This window comes from Stenotrophomonas chelatiphaga (genome assembly GCF_001431535.1).
GTDB classification, from domain to species: Bacteria; Pseudomonadota; Gammaproteobacteria; order Xanthomonadales; family Xanthomonadaceae; genus Stenotrophomonas; species Stenotrophomonas chelatiphaga.
Genome location: NZ_LDJK01000005.1, coordinates 1 through 15090, shown reverse-complemented (window position 1 = coordinate 15090; position 15090 = coordinate 1). Strand labels below are relative to the sequence as shown.

The window sequence follows — 15090 nt, the reverse complement described above, 5'->3', positions numbered from 1 at the left end:
AACGACAATTTAATCCCCTGTCAAATGACGGTAACGTCAAAAACCATTGCAGAAGCAACCATTTAGCCGCAATGACGGGGTCTTGGGGGAGGAGCCCGGGAGGCGCTGGCCGACCTCCGTGGGAGAGAGAGGAACGACCCTGGCGCGCCCCCGGGATACGTCAAGTATTCGTTAACGTTAGAATTGCGTCGCAGGAAAGGTGCTCACCAGCACATTCCATTCCGTTATATGGACCCCCCCGATGATCTCCCTCCGTAATTTCGCCTTGCGCCGCGGCGAGCGGCTGCTGTTGTCCAACGTCGACCTGACCCTGCATGCCGGTTATCGGGTGGGTGTGGTCGGCCGCAACGGTGCCGGCAAGTCCAGTCTGTTTGCCGCCGTGCAGGGCGAACTGGAAGCTGACAAGGGCGATGTCGACCTGCCCGGCAAGGTGCGTATCGCCAGCGTGGCCCAGGAAACGCCTTCCCTGCCGGATCCGGCGCTGAGCTTCGTGCTGGGCGGCGACGTGGTGGTGGCAGCGGTGCTCGCCGAAGAAGCCGCTGCGACCGCCCGCGAGGACTGGGAAGCGGTGGCCGAAGCGCATACGAAGATGGCCGAAGTCGGTGCCTACGACGCCGAAGCGCGTGCCGGCAAGCTGCTGCACGGCCTGGGCTTCCCGGCCGATACGCACCACCGTGCGGTGTCCTCGTTCTCTGGCGGCTGGCGCGTGCGCCTGAACCTGGCACGCGCGCTGATGATGCCCAGCGACCTGCTGCTGCTCGATGAGCCGACCAACCACCTGGACCTGGACGCGGTGTACTGGCTGGAGCAGTGGCTGCTGAAGTATCCCGGCACGCTGCTGCTGATCTCGCATGACCGCGAGTTCCTGGACAACGTGGCGACCCACACGCTGCACCTGCATAACGGCGGCGCCAAGCTGTACACCGGCGGCTACACCGACTTCGAGCGCCAGCGTTCGGAGCAGTTGCGCCAGCAGCAGATCGCGCACGAGAAGGAACAGAACGAGCGCGCCCACCTGCAGAGCTTCATCGACCGCTTCAAGGCCACCGCCTCGAAGGCGGCACAGGCGCAGAGCCGCATGAAGCGCCTGGCCAAGATGGCCGGCACCGAAGCGGTGCGTGCCGAACGCGAGTTCCGCATCGAGTTCGCACCGCCGGCCAAGCTGCCGTTCTCGCTGATCCGGCTGAACCATGTCGAGGCCGGTTACGGCGCCGATTCGGTGATCCTGCACAACGTCGGCTTCGGTCTGGAAGCGGGCCAGCGCATCGGCCTGCTCGGTCCGAACGGCGCTGGTAAGACGACCCTGGTGAAGACCCTGGTCGGCGAGCTCGATCCGATCAGCGGTGACCGCGCGGCACACCCGGACCTGAAGATCGGCTACTTCGCCCAGCACACGGTGGAATCGCTGCACGAAGGGCAGTCGCCGATGGAGCATTTCCGCGATATCGCCCCGGACGCGCCGAACCAGTCGTTCCGCGATTTCCTCGGCAAGTGGAACTTCGCCGGCGACCGCGCGTTCGAGTCGGTGGATGGGTTCTCCGGTGGCGAGCGCGCACGGCTGGCGCTGGCGTTGATCGCCTACCAGCAGCCGAACGTGCTGCTGCTCGATGAGCCGACCAACCACCTTGACCTGGAAATGCGCGAGGCATTGGCCGAGGCGCTGAGCGATTTCGAGGGCGCCATCGTGATGGTGTCGCATGACCGGCATCTGATCGGCCTGGTCTGCGATACGTTCTGGCGCGTGGCCGATGGTGTGGTGGAGCCGTTCGACGGCGACCTGGACGAGTACGCGGCGTGGCTGCGTACCCGTCCGCAGGCACAGGGCACCAAGGCCAAGCTGGCCGAAACCGTGGCCCCGGTGGCGGTGAAGACCGAGCCGGTGGTCCAGGTGGTGCAGAAGAAGGCACCGAACCCGCACAAGCTGGCGGCCGCGGAGGGCAAGGTGGCCGAACTGGAAGCCAGCCTGGCCGAACTGGACCGGCAGCTGGCCGATCCGTCCAACTACGCCGATGCCACGCGCATGGCGGTACTGGGACGCGATCGCGAAGCGACGGCAGCGCAGCTGGAAAAGGCCGAAGCGGCCTGGATGGCGCTGCTGGAAGGCTGACTGCCGTTGCGCGTGCGGACCACGGTCCGCACCTGCATCCGTGGGTCAGGCGGCGCCCTGCAACCACGCGGCGAAACGCCGCGCAGGTTCGCGTTCAGTGCGCGAACGCAGCCGTGTCAGCCAGTAACTGCCCAGTTCGACCGTCTGCGCGAACGGTTGCTGCAACCGGCCCTCGGCCAGTTCCTGTTCGAACATGCACAGCGGCAGCAGCGCGATGCCGGCGCCGCTGGTCGCGGCGGCGGCCAGGGTCAACGAGGAGTCGAAAACCGGCCCGCGCGCTTCCACCCCGCTGATGCCCGCGGCCTGCAGCCAGCGCGGCCATTCGTCACTGCGATACGAACGCAGCAGCGGCAGGCCGGCCAGATCGCCCGGCACGCGCAGCCGGCGTGCCAGGCCCGGCGCGCACAATGGCGAAAATGGCGCGGCCAGCACGCGCGTGCAGACCTGTCCCTGCCAGTCGCCGTCGCCGAAGCGGATGGCCAGGTCCAGGCCTTCGCCGGCCAGGTCGATGCGGTTGTTGTGGGTCTGCAGGCGCAGCTCGATATCCGGATGGGCAGCGTCGAAGTCGGCAAGCCGCGGCAGCAGCCAGCCGGTGGCGAAGGTGCCCACCACCCCCAGCGTCAGCACCTCCTTTTCGCCACTGCCGGTGAAGCGTGCCAAGGCCAGGCTGATCCGGTGGAAGGCTTCGTTCATCACCGGATACAGCGCCGCGCCCTCATCGGTCAGCGCCACGCCGCGCGGCAGCCGATGGAACAGGCGAACGCCCAACCGGTCTTCCAGGCCGCGGATCTGATGACTGAGCGCCGCCTGGCTGACGCACAGCTCCAGCGCGGCGCGGGTCAGGTTCTGGTGGCGCGCGGCGGCTTCGAAGGCACGCAGGGCGTTGAGCGGAAGCGAAGGCGACAACATGGCAGGCCGTGCTGAGCTGGATTGATGGCGGATGGTAGCGCGCCACCTTGATACCGTCGCGGGTGGCGGATTTCGCTCATTCCGTCATGAGCTTTTCGAGGGGCTGTCCCCAGTACGTCGCGCTGGTCGGTTGCCCGCCGGGCCCCCACCATGGGCCTACCTCGACTGGAGAACGCCCATGCTGTCGCGCCGCCATTTCCTGCAGTCCAGTGCCGTCGCGCTGGCCTCTTCACTCGCCGTTCCGGCCCTGGCAGGCGGCGCACCCGCCGCGGTACCAGGCCGCATCGCCACCGCTGCGGACTTCGCCGCGCTGGAAAAGGCCAGCGGCGGGCGGCTTGGGGTGACCCTGCTGGACACCCGCACCGGCAAGCGGACGGGGCACCGGCAGGACGAGCGCTTTCCGATGTGCAGCACGATCAAATGGATGATCGCCGCGGCAGCGCTGCATCGCGCAGAGGGCCAGCCGGGGTTCCTGGATGAGCGCCTGCCGATGCGCTCGGAGGACCTGATCGAGCATGCGCCGACGACCCGCCGCCACGTGGGCAAGGACCTGAGCGTGCGCGACCTGTGCCGCACGACCATGGTGACCAGCGACAACCCGGCGGCGAACCTGCTGCTGCGCCGCCTGGGTGGACCACCGGCACTGACCGCGTTCATGCGTTCCCACGATGACGCGGTGACCCGCAGTGACCGCTACGAGCCGGAGCTCAACCGGTTCATCCCGGGCGACCCGCGCGACACCACCAGTCCGGCCGCCAGTGCAGCGAGCCTGCAGCGGTTCGTGCTCGGCGATGCGCTGCAGCCGGCATCGCGGCAGCAGCTGGCGGACTGGCTGATCGACAATGAAACCGGCGACGCCACGTTGCGTGCGGGCCTGGGCACGCGATGGCGGGTGGGTGACAAGACCGGCAGCAACGGCAAGGACACGCGCAACGACATCGGCGTGCTGTGGCCGCTGGGCGGCGGCAGCGCATGGGTGCTCACCGCTTACCTGCAGGGTGCCAGCGTGGACAGTGGCCAGCGCGATGCGGTGCTGGCCCGGGTCGCCGCGCTGGCGGAGGGAATGATCGGCTGACGTAGGGGCGAGCAGGCTCGCCCGCCACGCAGGTTGCCGGGCAGCCGGGGAGTGCCGCCCGTGCCCGGCACCGCAGGCTAGGCGGCCTTGCCGCTGCCTTCCACCGCTTCAAGGAACTCGCGTCCCCAGCGGTCCACGTCGTAGTACTCGACGATGCCGTGCAGCTGGCGCTGGCGCGCTTCGGCTTCTTCTTCGGGCATCAGCAGCGCCTGCATCAGGCCGGCGGCCAGGTCGGCAGGGTCATGCGGATTGGTCAGCACCGCGCCTTTCAGCTCCGCGGCCGCACCGGCGAACTCACTCAGCACCAGCACCCCGTTGCTGCCTTCGATGCCGTGGGTGGCGATGAACTCCTTGGCCACCAGGTTCAGGCCATCGCGCAGCGGGGTGATCCACATCACCTGCGCGGCTGCGTAGTGCGCCACCACCTGTTCGAACGGCAACGCCTTGGCGAAGAAGCGCACCGGCGTCCAGTCCAGCCGCGCGAAGCGGCCGTTGATGCGCCCCACGGCCTGTTCAATCTGGTTCTGCAGGGTGCGGTACACGGTCATTTCGCGTGCTGCCGGCACGCAGACCATCAGCAGGGTGACCTTGCCGCACTGCTCCGGATGCTGCTCCAGCACCCGTTCAAAGGCTTCCAGCTTGGCCAGCGTGCCCTTGGTGTAGTCCAGCCGTTCCACCGACAGCACCAGCTTGCGTGCTCCGATCTCGCGGCGCAGCTTGAAGATGTCGTTGCGCACGTCGCTGCGTGCCAGGGTGTCGTGGATGCGGCGCAGGTCGGTGCCGACCGGGTGTGCGCCGAGTGCCACTTCGCGATCGCCCACGCGCAGACGGGTGGTCATGGTATCCAGCCCCACCGCGCAGCCGTAGGTGAGGAAGCGCGGCGCGCAGTTTTCCCAGGCCAGGCGTTCCACCGGCGCGGCCCCGCGCACCACGTCGACGAAGTTCTCCACCTGGCGCGGGATATGGAAGCCGATGTAATCGCACGACAACAGGCTGCCGATGATCTCGCGTCGCCACGGCACCACGTTGAACACATCGGCCGAGGGAAAATAGGTGTGGTGGAAGAAGGCGATCTTCACGTCCGGGCGCAGCTCGCGCAGGTAGGCCGGCACCATCCACAGGTTGTAATCATGGATCCACACGGTCGCCCCGTGCGCCGCTTCGGCCGCGGTGGCTTCGGCGAACTTGCGGTTGACCTTCAGGAATACCTGCCAGTCGTCTTCGCGGAAGCGCGCGCGTTCCCAGAACACGTGCAGCATCGGCCAGAACGCTTCCTTGGAAAAGCGCTTGTAGAAGATGTCCACTTCCTGCCGGCTCAGCGGCACGCGGGTGGCGCGCAGGGTGGGGTACTGGGTTTGGTCCACCTGCACGTGGCGCTGGAACGGCCGGTGCTTGGGGTCATCGATGCCCCAGGCGATCCAGCTGCCCTTCTGCCCGCCCTTGAAGAAGCTCAGCAGCGAAGGAATGATGCCGTTCGGCGAACGCGGCGGACGCTGCACCAGCTTGCCGTCCTCGATCGCTTCATCGAACGGCAGGCGGTGGTAGACCATCAGCAGCTGGGCGCCTTCGTGCGACACCGGCGCGGGTGCGGCCAGGTGGGGATCGCGGGCGTCGAGCAGGTTGAAATGGGTGATCGCTTCCAGGATGCCACCGCAGCCGGGCGCCTGCGCATGCAGGGTGCGCTGCTGGCCCGCGGTGGCCTCCAGCAGCGCCGGTTCGGACTGGCCGACACACACGCCGCGGAAACCGGCGACGTACATGGAAAGATCGTTGAGGGTGTCACCGGCGACCAGGATGCGTTCGACCGGCAGGCCCAGGGTGCGCGCCAGGGCGGCCAGCGTGCGGCCCTTGTCGGTGCCCGGCGGCAGGATGTCGAGGTAGCGGTCGGCCGAATACAGCACGTCGCAGCCCAGCGCGCGTGCGGTCTGTTCGATCTGCGCGCGCAGCGGTGCGAGCGTCTCCGGATCGCAGAAGTACGAGCAGCGGCGTTCCTGTGGCACGTCCTGGCGCTGCAGCGCGGTGTAGGGGCGCATCGCGGCGGCCACCACGTGCTCGCCGGGCCAGTGCGCTTCGATCATCGACTGCAGCGGCTGCAGGGGTTGCAGGGTGTGGCCGTCGACCACGGTCGCGCCGACATCGCAGACGATGTAGTCCGGGCGCGGGATCGAGGGATCGGACAGCAGGGGCATCACCGCTTCCAGGCCGCGGCCGGTGATGAAGATGAGCTGGATCCCGGGATGCTGGTCGATCACCCGGTACAGGCGGTGGCGCTGTTCGGCGCTGCCTGCCAGGAAGGTGCCATCCAGGTCGGTGGCCAATATCAGTTGCGGCGGTGCTGCGCTTTCGACAACGGGGATTACGGGTTCGGTAGCAGAGGGAGGGCTTCCAACAGTCAATGCGTTTCCTTTTCAGGGTGGAGGGGAGTTTCGGTTTCGGGCATCAGTTCCAGCGCCGATGGCGTGGTGCGCAACATCGCGCGGAACGGTGCCGGATGGGTGCGCAGGCGCGCGTGCGAGAGCAGCCGCATGCCGGTGAAGGCGGCCAGGCAGATCAACACGGCCGCAAAGTACAGCGGCAGCGCGGGGGCGCCGAAGCGGCTCATCAGCGCGCCGGCGATGGCCGGGCCGACCGCAGCGCCGACGCCATGCACCAGCAGCAGGCTGCTGCAGCCGGACAGCAGGTCTTCGCTGGCCAGGTAATCGAGCATGTGCGCCACCGCGAACGGGTACAGCGCGAACACCAGCCCGCCGTAGCAGAACACCAGCAGGAACATCACGTGCAGTTGCTGCTGGATCAGCGGCATGGCCGCCAGGACCGCCAGCCCGGCGGCGGCCAGGCTGACCGCCATCAGGCCGATGCGCCGGTCGTGACCATCGCTGATGCGGCCGAGTGGCCATTGCAGCAGGGCGCCGCCGGCGATGGCCGCCAGCATGAACAAGGGCACGCCATCGCCGCTCAGGCCGATGTCCCCGGCAAATACCGGCAGCAGGCCCCAGAACGGTCCCATGGCCAGCCCGGACAGACCGGCGGCGACGGTCGCCACCGGCGCCAGGGAGTACAGGTTGCCGAGTTTCAGGCGCGGCACGTTGGGCACGTCCGGCTGCTGCAGGCGGGTGGCGGTGACCGGCAGCATGGCCGCGCAGACCAGCAGCGCGGTGACCGTGAACATCGCCGCCGCGCCGGCGTCACCGAGCATCAGCAGCACCTGGCCCAGTGCCAGTGCGGACAGGTTGATCATCATGTACAGCGAAAACACCCGGCTGCGCCGCTGCGGGTCGGGTTCGGCGTTGAGCCAGCTTTCGATGACGGTATACAGGCCGACCAGCGCGATGCCGGTGACTACCCGCAGCAGGCCCCAGCCCCAAGGATCCAGCCACAGCGGATGCAGCAGCACCGCCATGGTGGCGAGCGCGGCGTGGAAGGCGAAGGCGCGGCTGTGGCCCATGCGCCGGATCAGCGGCGGGGCGGTGAAGGTGCCGACGAAGAAGCCGGCGAAATAGCCGGACATCACCCAACCCAGCGCGTTGGCGCTGAAGCCTTCCTGCCCGCCGCGCACGGCCAGCAGGGTGCCCAGCAGGCCGCCGCCGGTAAGCAGCAAAGCCACGCCAAGCAGCAGTGAAGTCAGCCGCAACATGGGTGCGACCTTCGTGGGGAAGGTTGGGCAAACACGTCACCGACCTTAACACAGGGGGTCTGCCGGGCTGCCTGCAATGCCTTAACATGCGCGCCTGATTCCTATCTGACCACTACCATGCCGATCTACGGATTCGCCTGCGCCGACTGCGGCCACGCCTTTGACCGCCTGCAGAAAATTGCCGATGCAGACCCGACGCAGTGCCCTTCCTGTGGCAAGGAGACGGTGAAGCGGCAGATCACCGCGCCTTCGTTCCGACTGGCCGGCGGTGGCTGGTATGAGACCGACTTCGGTTCCAACAAGAAGAACCTGGCGGAGAAACCGGCAGCGGCAGCGTCTGCCAAGAGCGAATAAGCCGGCAGGGTTTGCGCCCTGCGACGTGGCTGGGTAGGGTGGAGCGATGAACCTGCTCCGGACGTCCTGTCTCACTGCGCTGTTGGCCCTTGCAGGCTGCAGCAACCCTTCCCCTGACCCGGTGGCGCACGAGGTGGCCAACGCGCCGGCCGATGCCTTCCTTGCCAGCGTGGCCGCTTACTGCGGCAAGGCCTTTGCCGGCCAGGTGGTGGAAGACAATCCGGCCAGCACCGGCCCGGACCCGTTCGCGGGAAAACCGCTGGTGATGCACGTGCGTGGCTGCGAGGACCCGGCCCACGAGCTGCGGATCCCGTTCCATGTCGGCGATGACCATTCGCGCACCTGGGTACTCAGCCGCACCGAGACCGGGTTGCGCCTGAAGCACGACCACCGGCATGCCGACGGCAGCCCGGATGCGATCACGCTGTATGGCGGCGACAGCAAGCGCCCGGGCACGGCCCAGCGCCAGGAGTTCCCGGTCGATACCGATTCGGTGGCGATGTTCCGCAAGGCCGACATGCTGGCCTCCACGCACAACACCTGGGCGATGGAGATCGACCCGGACCGGCAGTTCGTCTACGAACTGACCCGGCCCGATGGGCGACGCTTCCGCGTGGTGTTCGACCTGGCCCGGCCGGTGGCATTGCCGCCGCCGCCGTGGGGCGCGGACAAACAGCGTGACGACCAACGGTCGTCACCCACCAGGGCAGGAGGCTGACGGCCAGCGGCCGTCACTAACGGAAGCAGGGTAGCGCCGAGCCGTGCTCGGCGAGCGCAGCGGCAGGGACGTAACGACCAACGGTCGTCACCCACCAAAGCTGACGCCCAGCGGCCGTCGCTACCGACGGGTGGTCAGCGCACGCCGAAGCGTGCGCGGCAGCCGTTGCTGACCCACAGACTTCCGTTGCTGTACCCCCAGGTCTGGTTCTCCCTGCAGGCGCTGCCGGACAGCTGTTCGATCAACACCGGCCGGCCGCGCCGTGCTTCCCATGCGCAGCTGGAACGACGCTTGTCGTTGCTGCTGCAGGTGACGCTGTAATTGTTGTTGGCCCCGCCCCAGCCGCCGCCCCAGTTGCCCCCGCTGGAGCCGCGGGCTTCGGCGAACTCGCCGCGACAACCACCGTTGACCCAGACCGCGCCATCGCGGGTGCCCCAGGTGCGGCCTTCCACGCAGGCCGTGCCGGAGATCTGCCGGACCAGTCGCGCGTTGCGCCAGCCCGTGTTGCACACCCGCTCGCGGTTGTTCTGGCTCTCGCAGCGGATGCTGCCACTGTCCTGGCCGCCCCCGCCGCCCCAGTTGCCGCCGTGGCCGCCGCCGCCTCCGCCTCCGCCTCCGCGCAGTGACGTGGCGATGTCCTGTTTGATGCGCGAAAAGCCCCAGCCGGAGTTGACCTGGGCCAGATAGAACTGCAGCTGGTCGTCCGGGATGCGGCGCCCATTGGACTGGTCGGCATACTCCTGGGCGATCACCCGGCTGCGATCATTGCCGGAAAGCTGGGACAGGTTTTCCGGCGCGTAGGCGCGGGTGCCGATCTGGGCATGGGCGGGAAACAGCGGGGTAGAGCAGGCAAGCGCGGTGGCCAGGCAGGCCAGGGTCCAGCGGTTCATGGCGACATCCCCGAGCGGTCGATGGTGGGCGAATATAGGGATGGACCGGATTAAATCGGCGTGACTGCCAAGGATTTGCCCCCGGTGGGGGCTCGGCCCCAGAATAACGGGCTTTCCGGTCCTTCCTGGCGCCGGCGTACAACAGCGGAGCTTTCCCCCATGCGTACCCACTTCTGCGGCCTGGTCGACGAGACCCTGATTGGCCAGACTGTCACCCTCGCCGGCTGGACCGACGTGGCCCGTAACCAGGGCGGCGTCTGCTTCATCGATCTTCGCGATCATGAGGGCATCGTGCAGGTGACGGTGGAGGTCGACAACGCCGAAGTGTTCGCCGTGGCCGCCTCGCTCGGTTACGAGGACGTGCTGCAGGTGGAAGGCGTGGTGCGTGCCCGCCACGCGGTCAACGACAAGATGGCCACCGGCAAGGTGGAAGTGATCGCCACGGCCATCACCGTGCTCAACAAGGCCGCGCCGCTGCCGTTCCATGCACACGAGAACCCGGGCGAAGAAACCCGCCTGAAGTACCGTTACCTGGACCTGCGCCGCCCGGAAATGCAGCGCATGCAGCGCACCCGCATCAAGCTGGTGCAGGCGCTGCGCCGCCACCTGGACGAGCGTGGCTTCCAGGACATCGAAACCCCGATCCTGACCAAGGCTACCCCGGAAGGCGCGCGCGATTTCCTGGTGCCGGCGCGCATGCATCCGGGCGAGTTCTACGCCCTGCCGCAGAGCCCGCAGCTGTTCAAGCAGATCCTGATGGTGGCCGGCTTCGACCGCTACTACCAGATCGCGCGCTGCTTCCGCGACGAGGCCCTGCGTGCCGACCGCCAGCTGGAGTTCACCCAGCTGGACATGGAGTTCGCCTTCGTGCGCGAGCAGGACGTCCAGGATTTCGTGGAGGACATGATCCGCGGCATCTTCAAGGAAGTGGTCGACGTGGAGCTGGACGCCCGCTTCCCGCGCATGACCTGGGCCGAGGCGATGCGTCGCTATGGCTCGGACAAGCCGGACCTGCGCATCGCGCTGGAACTGGTGGACGTGGCCGAGCTGGTCAAGTCCAGTGAGTTCCCGGTGTTCACCGCCGCTGCCAACGATGCCGACGGCCGCGTGGCGGCGCTGCGCATCCCCGGCGGCGCCACGCTGTCGCGCAAGCAGATCGACGAATACGCCGCCCACGCCGCCAAGTACGGCGCCAAGGGCCTGGCCTACATCAAGGTGGGCGAGAACGGTGAAATCAGCTCCCCGATCCAGAAATTCTTCAGTGAAGACGGCTTCGCCGCGCTGCTGGCCCACGTCGGCGCCGGCAAGGGGGACATCGTGTTCTTCGGCGCGGGTGGCTACAACAAGGTGTCCGATTTCATGGGCGCGCTGCGGTTGAAGGCCGGCAAGGACTTCGGCCTGGTCGCCGATGGCTGGGCACCGCTGTGGGTCACCGACTTCCCGATGTTCGAATGGGACGAGGAAGCACAGCGCTACGTCGCCCTGCACCATCCCTTCACCGCACCGGCGGTGGATGACATCGCCGACCTGCGCACGCACGCCAAGACCGCGGTGTCGCGCGGCTATGACATGGTGCTCAACGGCAACGAGATCGGCGGTGGTTCGATCCGTATCCACCGTCCGGACATGCAGAGCGCGGTGTTCGAGCTGCTCGGCATCGATGCCGAAGAAGCCCGCGCCAAGTTCGGCTTCCTGCTGGATGCGCTGAACTACGGCGCGCCGCCGCACGGTGGCATCGCCTTCGGCATCGACCGCATCGCCGCGCTGATGGCCGGTACCGAGTCGATCCGCGACGTCATCCCGTTCCCGAAGACCACCGGCGCGCAGTGCCTGATGACCGATGCGCCGTCGCCGATCGCCGATGCACAGCTGGCCGAAGTGCACATCCAGGTGCGTCCGAAGAAGGCCTGAGGCATTCAACGGCTGCCGGACACCCGCCGGCAGCCTTCCGGCAGCGCCGTCGCGCCTGCTCGACACTACAAGGGCAAGCACATGGTCCAGGGTTCCTACCGCATCCGCCGTGCCACTGTCGACGACGCAGCGACCTTGTCAGTGCTCGCGGCGCGTACCTTCACCGAAACCTTCGGCCACCTGTACCCGCCTCGGCACCTGCGGGATTTTCTCGACGAAAACTACGCCGTGGACCGCCAGCGGATCATCCTGGCGCACCCGGATTACGCGGTGTGGCTGCTGGAGCACGACGGCGTGGCGATCGGTCACGCGGCGGCCGGCCCATGCGGCCTGCCGCATCCGGATGTGAGTCCTGGCGATGGCGAACTGAAGCGGCTGTACCTGGTCAAGACCGAGCAGAGCAGCGGCTGGGGCAGCCGGCTGCTGGAGACCGCGCTGGCCTGGCTGGAACGCGACGGCCCGCGTCCGCTGTGGCTGGGGGTCTGGTCGGAAAACTTTGGCGCGCAGCGCTTCTACGCCCGCTATGGCTTCCATAAAGTGGGCGAGTACCTGTTCCCGGTCGGTGACACCAACGACCTGGAGTTCATCCTGCGGCGTGAACCGTCGTCCGGCTGAGGGCATTCGTTCACTGACGCTTTCTGCGTGCTGGCGCTCAATCGTGGCACCATGCCCCTGCATGCCACGCCACACAGCCAGCCCACATCGATGACTGCTTCGGTCCTGCTCCTGCATGGAATCTGGAACGCCCGCGCCTGGGTCGGCCCGCTCGCCTGGCGCCTGCGCGCGCGTGGCTTCCAGGTCGAAACCTTCGGCTATTCCAGCGTGCTCGGCGGCCCCGACGTGGCCGTGCCGCAACTGCTGGAGCGCCTGCAGCAGCGCGGTCCGGTGTCTCTGGTCGGCCACAGCCTGGGCGGTCTGGTGGCGCTGGAAGCGCTGCGCCAGGACCCCGGCCTGCAGGTAGAGCGGGTGGTCTGCCTGGGATCCCCGCTGCGCGGCAGCGGCACGGCCCGCATCCTCGCCGAACACGGCTGGGCCGCCGCGCTCGGGCGCAGCAGCGAACTGCTGCTGGATGGCCTGCCGGACTGGCAGGGCGCGGCCAAGGTGGGCTTGATCGCCGGCTGCGTGCCGCACGGGCTCGGCAGCCTGCTGGGGGCGCTGGAAGGCGACTCCGACGGCACCGTGGCGCTGGCGGAAACCCGGCTGCCGGGACTGGCTGACCACTGTGTCGTGCGCTGCAGCCACAGTGGGCTGGTGTTTTCGCTGGACGCGGCGCGGCAGACCGCGCAGTTCCTGCGCCATGGGCGCTTCCATCCCGGGCAGGCGTCGGCTGCGGCCTGACCGCAGCGGGCCGTGCGGCGGGGTGGACACGGTAGTGGCGCCCGATCAGGTAGAATCCGCGCCCTGTTCCTGAAGCTGCCAAACGGAAGCCCCCATGGGTAGAGGTCCCTCGATTGAAGGCCGCAAAAACGCGTCTGACGCGAAGCGCGGCAAGATTTTCACCAAGATCATCCGCGAGATCGGCGTTGCCGCGCGTGGTGGCGGAGGCGACCCCAACAACAACCCGCGCCTGCGCGTGGCCATGGACAAGGCGTTGTCATCGAACATGTCCAAGGACGTGATCGAGCGGGCGATCAAGAAGGCCACCGGTGAGCTGGAAGGCGTCGAGTACGAAGAGATCCGCTACGAGGGCTATGCGCCCGGTGGCGTGGCCGTGATCGTCGACTGCCTGACCGACAACAAGGTGCGCACCGTCGCCGATGTCCGCCATGCGTTCAGCAAGTGCGGCGGCAACATGGGCACCGAAGGCTCGGTGGCGTTCATGTTCAAGCGCCTGGGCGTGATCAGCTACGCGTCCGGCGCCGACGAAGACCGCATCACCGAAGCGGCGATCGAGGCCGGTGCGGACGACATCGTGGTGTACCCCGATGACGCCTCCATCGACGTGGTCACCGCGCCGGACGCCTTCCACGCCGTGCGCGATGCGATGGCCGCCGCCGGCCTGGCCGGTGATCATGCCGAAATCACCTTCCGCGCCGACAACGACATTGCGGTGGAGGGCGACACGGCCCTGCAGGTGAAGAAGCTGCTGGACATGCTGGAAGACCTCGACGACGTGCAGGATGTCTACTCCAACGCCGATCTCGGCGCGCACGCCTAAGCCTGTCAATGACCCGCATCCTCGGCATCGACCCCGGTTCGCAACGTACCGGGGTCGGCATCATCGACGTCGATGCGGCCGGCCGGGTCACGCACGTCCACCACCAGCCGCTGGTGCTGCTGGGTGCGGATGATTTCCCGCAGCGGATGAAGATCCTGGTGCTGGGACTGGCCGAGCTGATCGTGACCTACCAGCCCGATGAAGTGGCCATCGAAAAGGTGTTCATGGCGCGCAACCCGGATTCGGCGCTGAAGCTGGGCCAGGCCCGCGGCGCGGCGATTTCGGCGGTGGTGCTGCGCGACCTGCCGGTCAGCGAATACGCGGCCAGCGAGATCAAGCTGGCGGTGGTCGGACGCGGCGGGGCGGAAAAACAACAGGTCCAACACATGGTCGGGCTCATGCTCGGCCTGAAGACGAAGCTGCAGGCCGACGCCGCTGATGCGTTGGCCGTGGCCATCACCCATGCCCACGTACGGGCCACGGCCAACCGCCTGGGGCTCAGCGCCCGCCAGGCGTGGGGCCGGAAATGAGGAGCACTGCTGCATGATCGGTCGCCTGCGTGGAATCGTCGCCTACAAGGCGCCGCCGTGGCTGGTGGTGGACGTCAACGGGGTCGGCTACGAGCTGGAAGCCCCGATGAGCACGTTCTACGACCTGCCCGACATCGGCCGCGAGGTGATCCTGTACACGCATTACGCGCAGAAGGAAGACAGCGTTTCGCTGTACGGCTTCCTGCGCGACGGCGAGCGCCGCCTGTTCCGCGACGTGCAGAAGGTCAGCGGGATCGGCGCGAAGATCGCGCTGGCGGTGCTGTCGGCAGCCAGCGTGGAAGAGTTCGTGCGGATGGTGCAGTCTGGTGACGTCACCGCGCTGACCCGCATCCCGGGCATCGGCAAGAAGACCGCTGAGCGCATGGTGCTGGAACTTCGCGACCGTGCCGCGCAGCTGGGCGCAGGCGGCGCACTGCCGTCCAGCAGCGGGCCGGCCGCGGCCGATCCGGTGTCCGAAGCCACCGTGGCGCTGCAGCAGCTGGGTTACAAGCCGGCCGAAGCGGCGCGCATGGCACGCGACGCCAATGCCGAGGGCGACGACGTCGCCATGGTCATCCGCAAGGCGCTGCAGTCGGCCCTGCGCTGAAGCCGCCCCTTACCTTTCGATACCCCCACCTGGCCCCGCCATGTCCACCCCCAGCAACCCGCAAGATGGCAGCCACGGCCATGCACCCACCGGGAGCAGCATGGCCCTGGTGGTCGGTGCGATCGGCGTGGTGTTCGGTGACATCGGCACCAGCCCGCTGTACACCCTGAAGGAAGCGTTCTCGGGCCATTACGGGC

Annotated in this window: 15 protein-coding genes; 11 read left to right on the top strand and 4 right to left on the bottom strand. The window is 67.8% G+C overall.

Going from position 1 to position 15090, the window contains the following annotated elements:
* Positions 1–241 precede the first annotated feature (241 nt).
* Positions 242–2107, top strand: coding sequence for an ABC-F family ATP-binding cassette domain-containing protein (locus ABB28_RS01225; RefSeq protein WP_057506881.1), 1866 nt, complete (start codon positions 242–244; stop codon positions 2105–2107).
* A 45-nt stretch (positions 2108–2152) separates the two neighbouring features.
* On the opposite strand, the gene ABB28_RS01220 is transcribed toward ABB28_RS01225, so the two are convergent.
* The gene (locus ABB28_RS01220; RefSeq protein ID WP_057506880.1) at positions 2153–3016 is read right to left on the bottom strand and encodes a LysR family transcriptional regulator; all 864 of its coding nucleotides are present in this window, start codon (positions 3014–3016) and stop codon (positions 2153–2155) included.
* Between the two features lie 178 nt (positions 3017–3194).
* Between ABB28_RS01220 and bla the strand changes: the two genes are divergently transcribed.
* Positions 3195–4091, top strand: coding sequence for a class A beta-lactamase (bla, locus tag ABB28_RS01215; RefSeq protein ID WP_057506879.1), 897 nt, complete (start codon positions 3195–3197; stop codon positions 4089–4091).
* Positions 4092–4168: 77 nt separating this feature from the next.
* On the opposite strand, the gene ggpS is transcribed toward bla, so the two are convergent.
* Positions 4169–6415, bottom strand: coding sequence for a glucosylglycerol-phosphate synthase (gene ggpS / locus ABB28_RS01210; RefSeq protein WP_057507020.1), 2247 nt, complete (start codon positions 6413–6415; stop codon positions 4169–4171).
* A 68-nt stretch (positions 6416–6483) separates the two neighbouring features.
* A complete protein-coding gene (locus ABB28_RS01205) occupies positions 6484–7725 on the bottom strand; it encodes an MFS transporter (RefSeq protein ID WP_057506878.1) in 1242 nt (413 codons plus the stop codon).
* Between the two features lie 117 nt (positions 7726–7842).
* On the opposite strand from ABB28_RS01205, the gene ABB28_RS01200 reads away from it, so the two are divergent.
* On the top strand, positions 7843–8079 hold the full coding sequence (locus ABB28_RS01200) for an FmdB family zinc ribbon protein (protein WP_057506877.1): 237 nt from the start codon (positions 7843–7845) through the stop codon (positions 8077–8079).
* Between the two features lie 46 nt (positions 8080–8125).
* A complete protein-coding gene (locus ABB28_RS01195) occupies positions 8126–8797 on the top strand; it encodes a hypothetical protein (protein WP_057506876.1) in 672 nt (223 codons plus the stop codon).
* Between the two features lie 134 nt (positions 8798–8931).
* On the opposite strand, the gene ABB28_RS01190 is transcribed toward ABB28_RS01195, so the two are convergent.
* A complete protein-coding gene (locus ABB28_RS01190) occupies positions 8932–9687 on the bottom strand; it encodes a DUF3011 domain-containing protein (RefSeq protein WP_057506875.1) in 756 nt (251 codons plus the stop codon).
* Positions 9688–9846: 159 nt separating this feature from the next.
* Here ABB28_RS01190 and aspS point away from each other — a divergent pair, with 159 nt between their 5' ends.
* The 7 genes from aspS to ABB28_RS17870 form a co-directional block, all read left to right on the top strand.
* The gene (gene aspS, locus ABB28_RS01185) at positions 9847–11598 is read left to right on the top strand and encodes an aspartate--tRNA ligase (RefSeq protein WP_057506874.1); all 1752 of its coding nucleotides are present in this window, start codon (positions 9847–9849) and stop codon (positions 11596–11598) included.
* Between the two features lie 81 nt (positions 11599–11679).
* Positions 11680–12213, top strand: coding sequence for a GNAT family N-acetyltransferase (locus tag ABB28_RS01180; RefSeq protein ID WP_057506873.1), 534 nt, complete (start codon positions 11680–11682; stop codon positions 12211–12213).
* Between the two features lie 90 nt (positions 12214–12303).
* Entirely contained in the window at positions 12304–12936 is a 633-nt protein-coding gene (locus tag ABB28_RS01175) for an esterase/lipase family protein (RefSeq protein WP_057507019.1), read from the top strand.
* A gap of 94 nt (positions 12937–13030) precedes the next feature.
* Positions 13031–13756, top strand: coding sequence for a YebC/PmpR family DNA-binding transcriptional regulator (locus ABB28_RS01170; protein WP_057506872.1), 726 nt, complete (start codon positions 13031–13033; stop codon positions 13754–13756).
* Between the two features lie 8 nt (positions 13757–13764).
* Complete coding sequence (gene ruvC / locus ABB28_RS01165; RefSeq protein ID WP_057506871.1) at positions 13765–14286, top strand: crossover junction endodeoxyribonuclease RuvC; 522 nt, start codon at positions 13765–13767, stop codon at positions 14284–14286.
* Between the two features lie 13 nt (positions 14287–14299).
* Positions 14300–14893: a Holliday junction branch migration protein RuvA gene (ruvA, locus tag ABB28_RS01160; protein ID WP_042613465.1), complete on the top strand. Its 594-nt coding sequence runs from the start codon at positions 14300–14302 to the stop codon at positions 14891–14893.
* A gap of 40 nt (positions 14894–14933) precedes the next feature.
* On the top strand, positions 14934–15090 hold a 157-nt coding region (locus ABB28_RS17870), incomplete at its 3' end, for a KUP/HAK/KT family potassium transporter (RefSeq protein ID WP_152983344.1).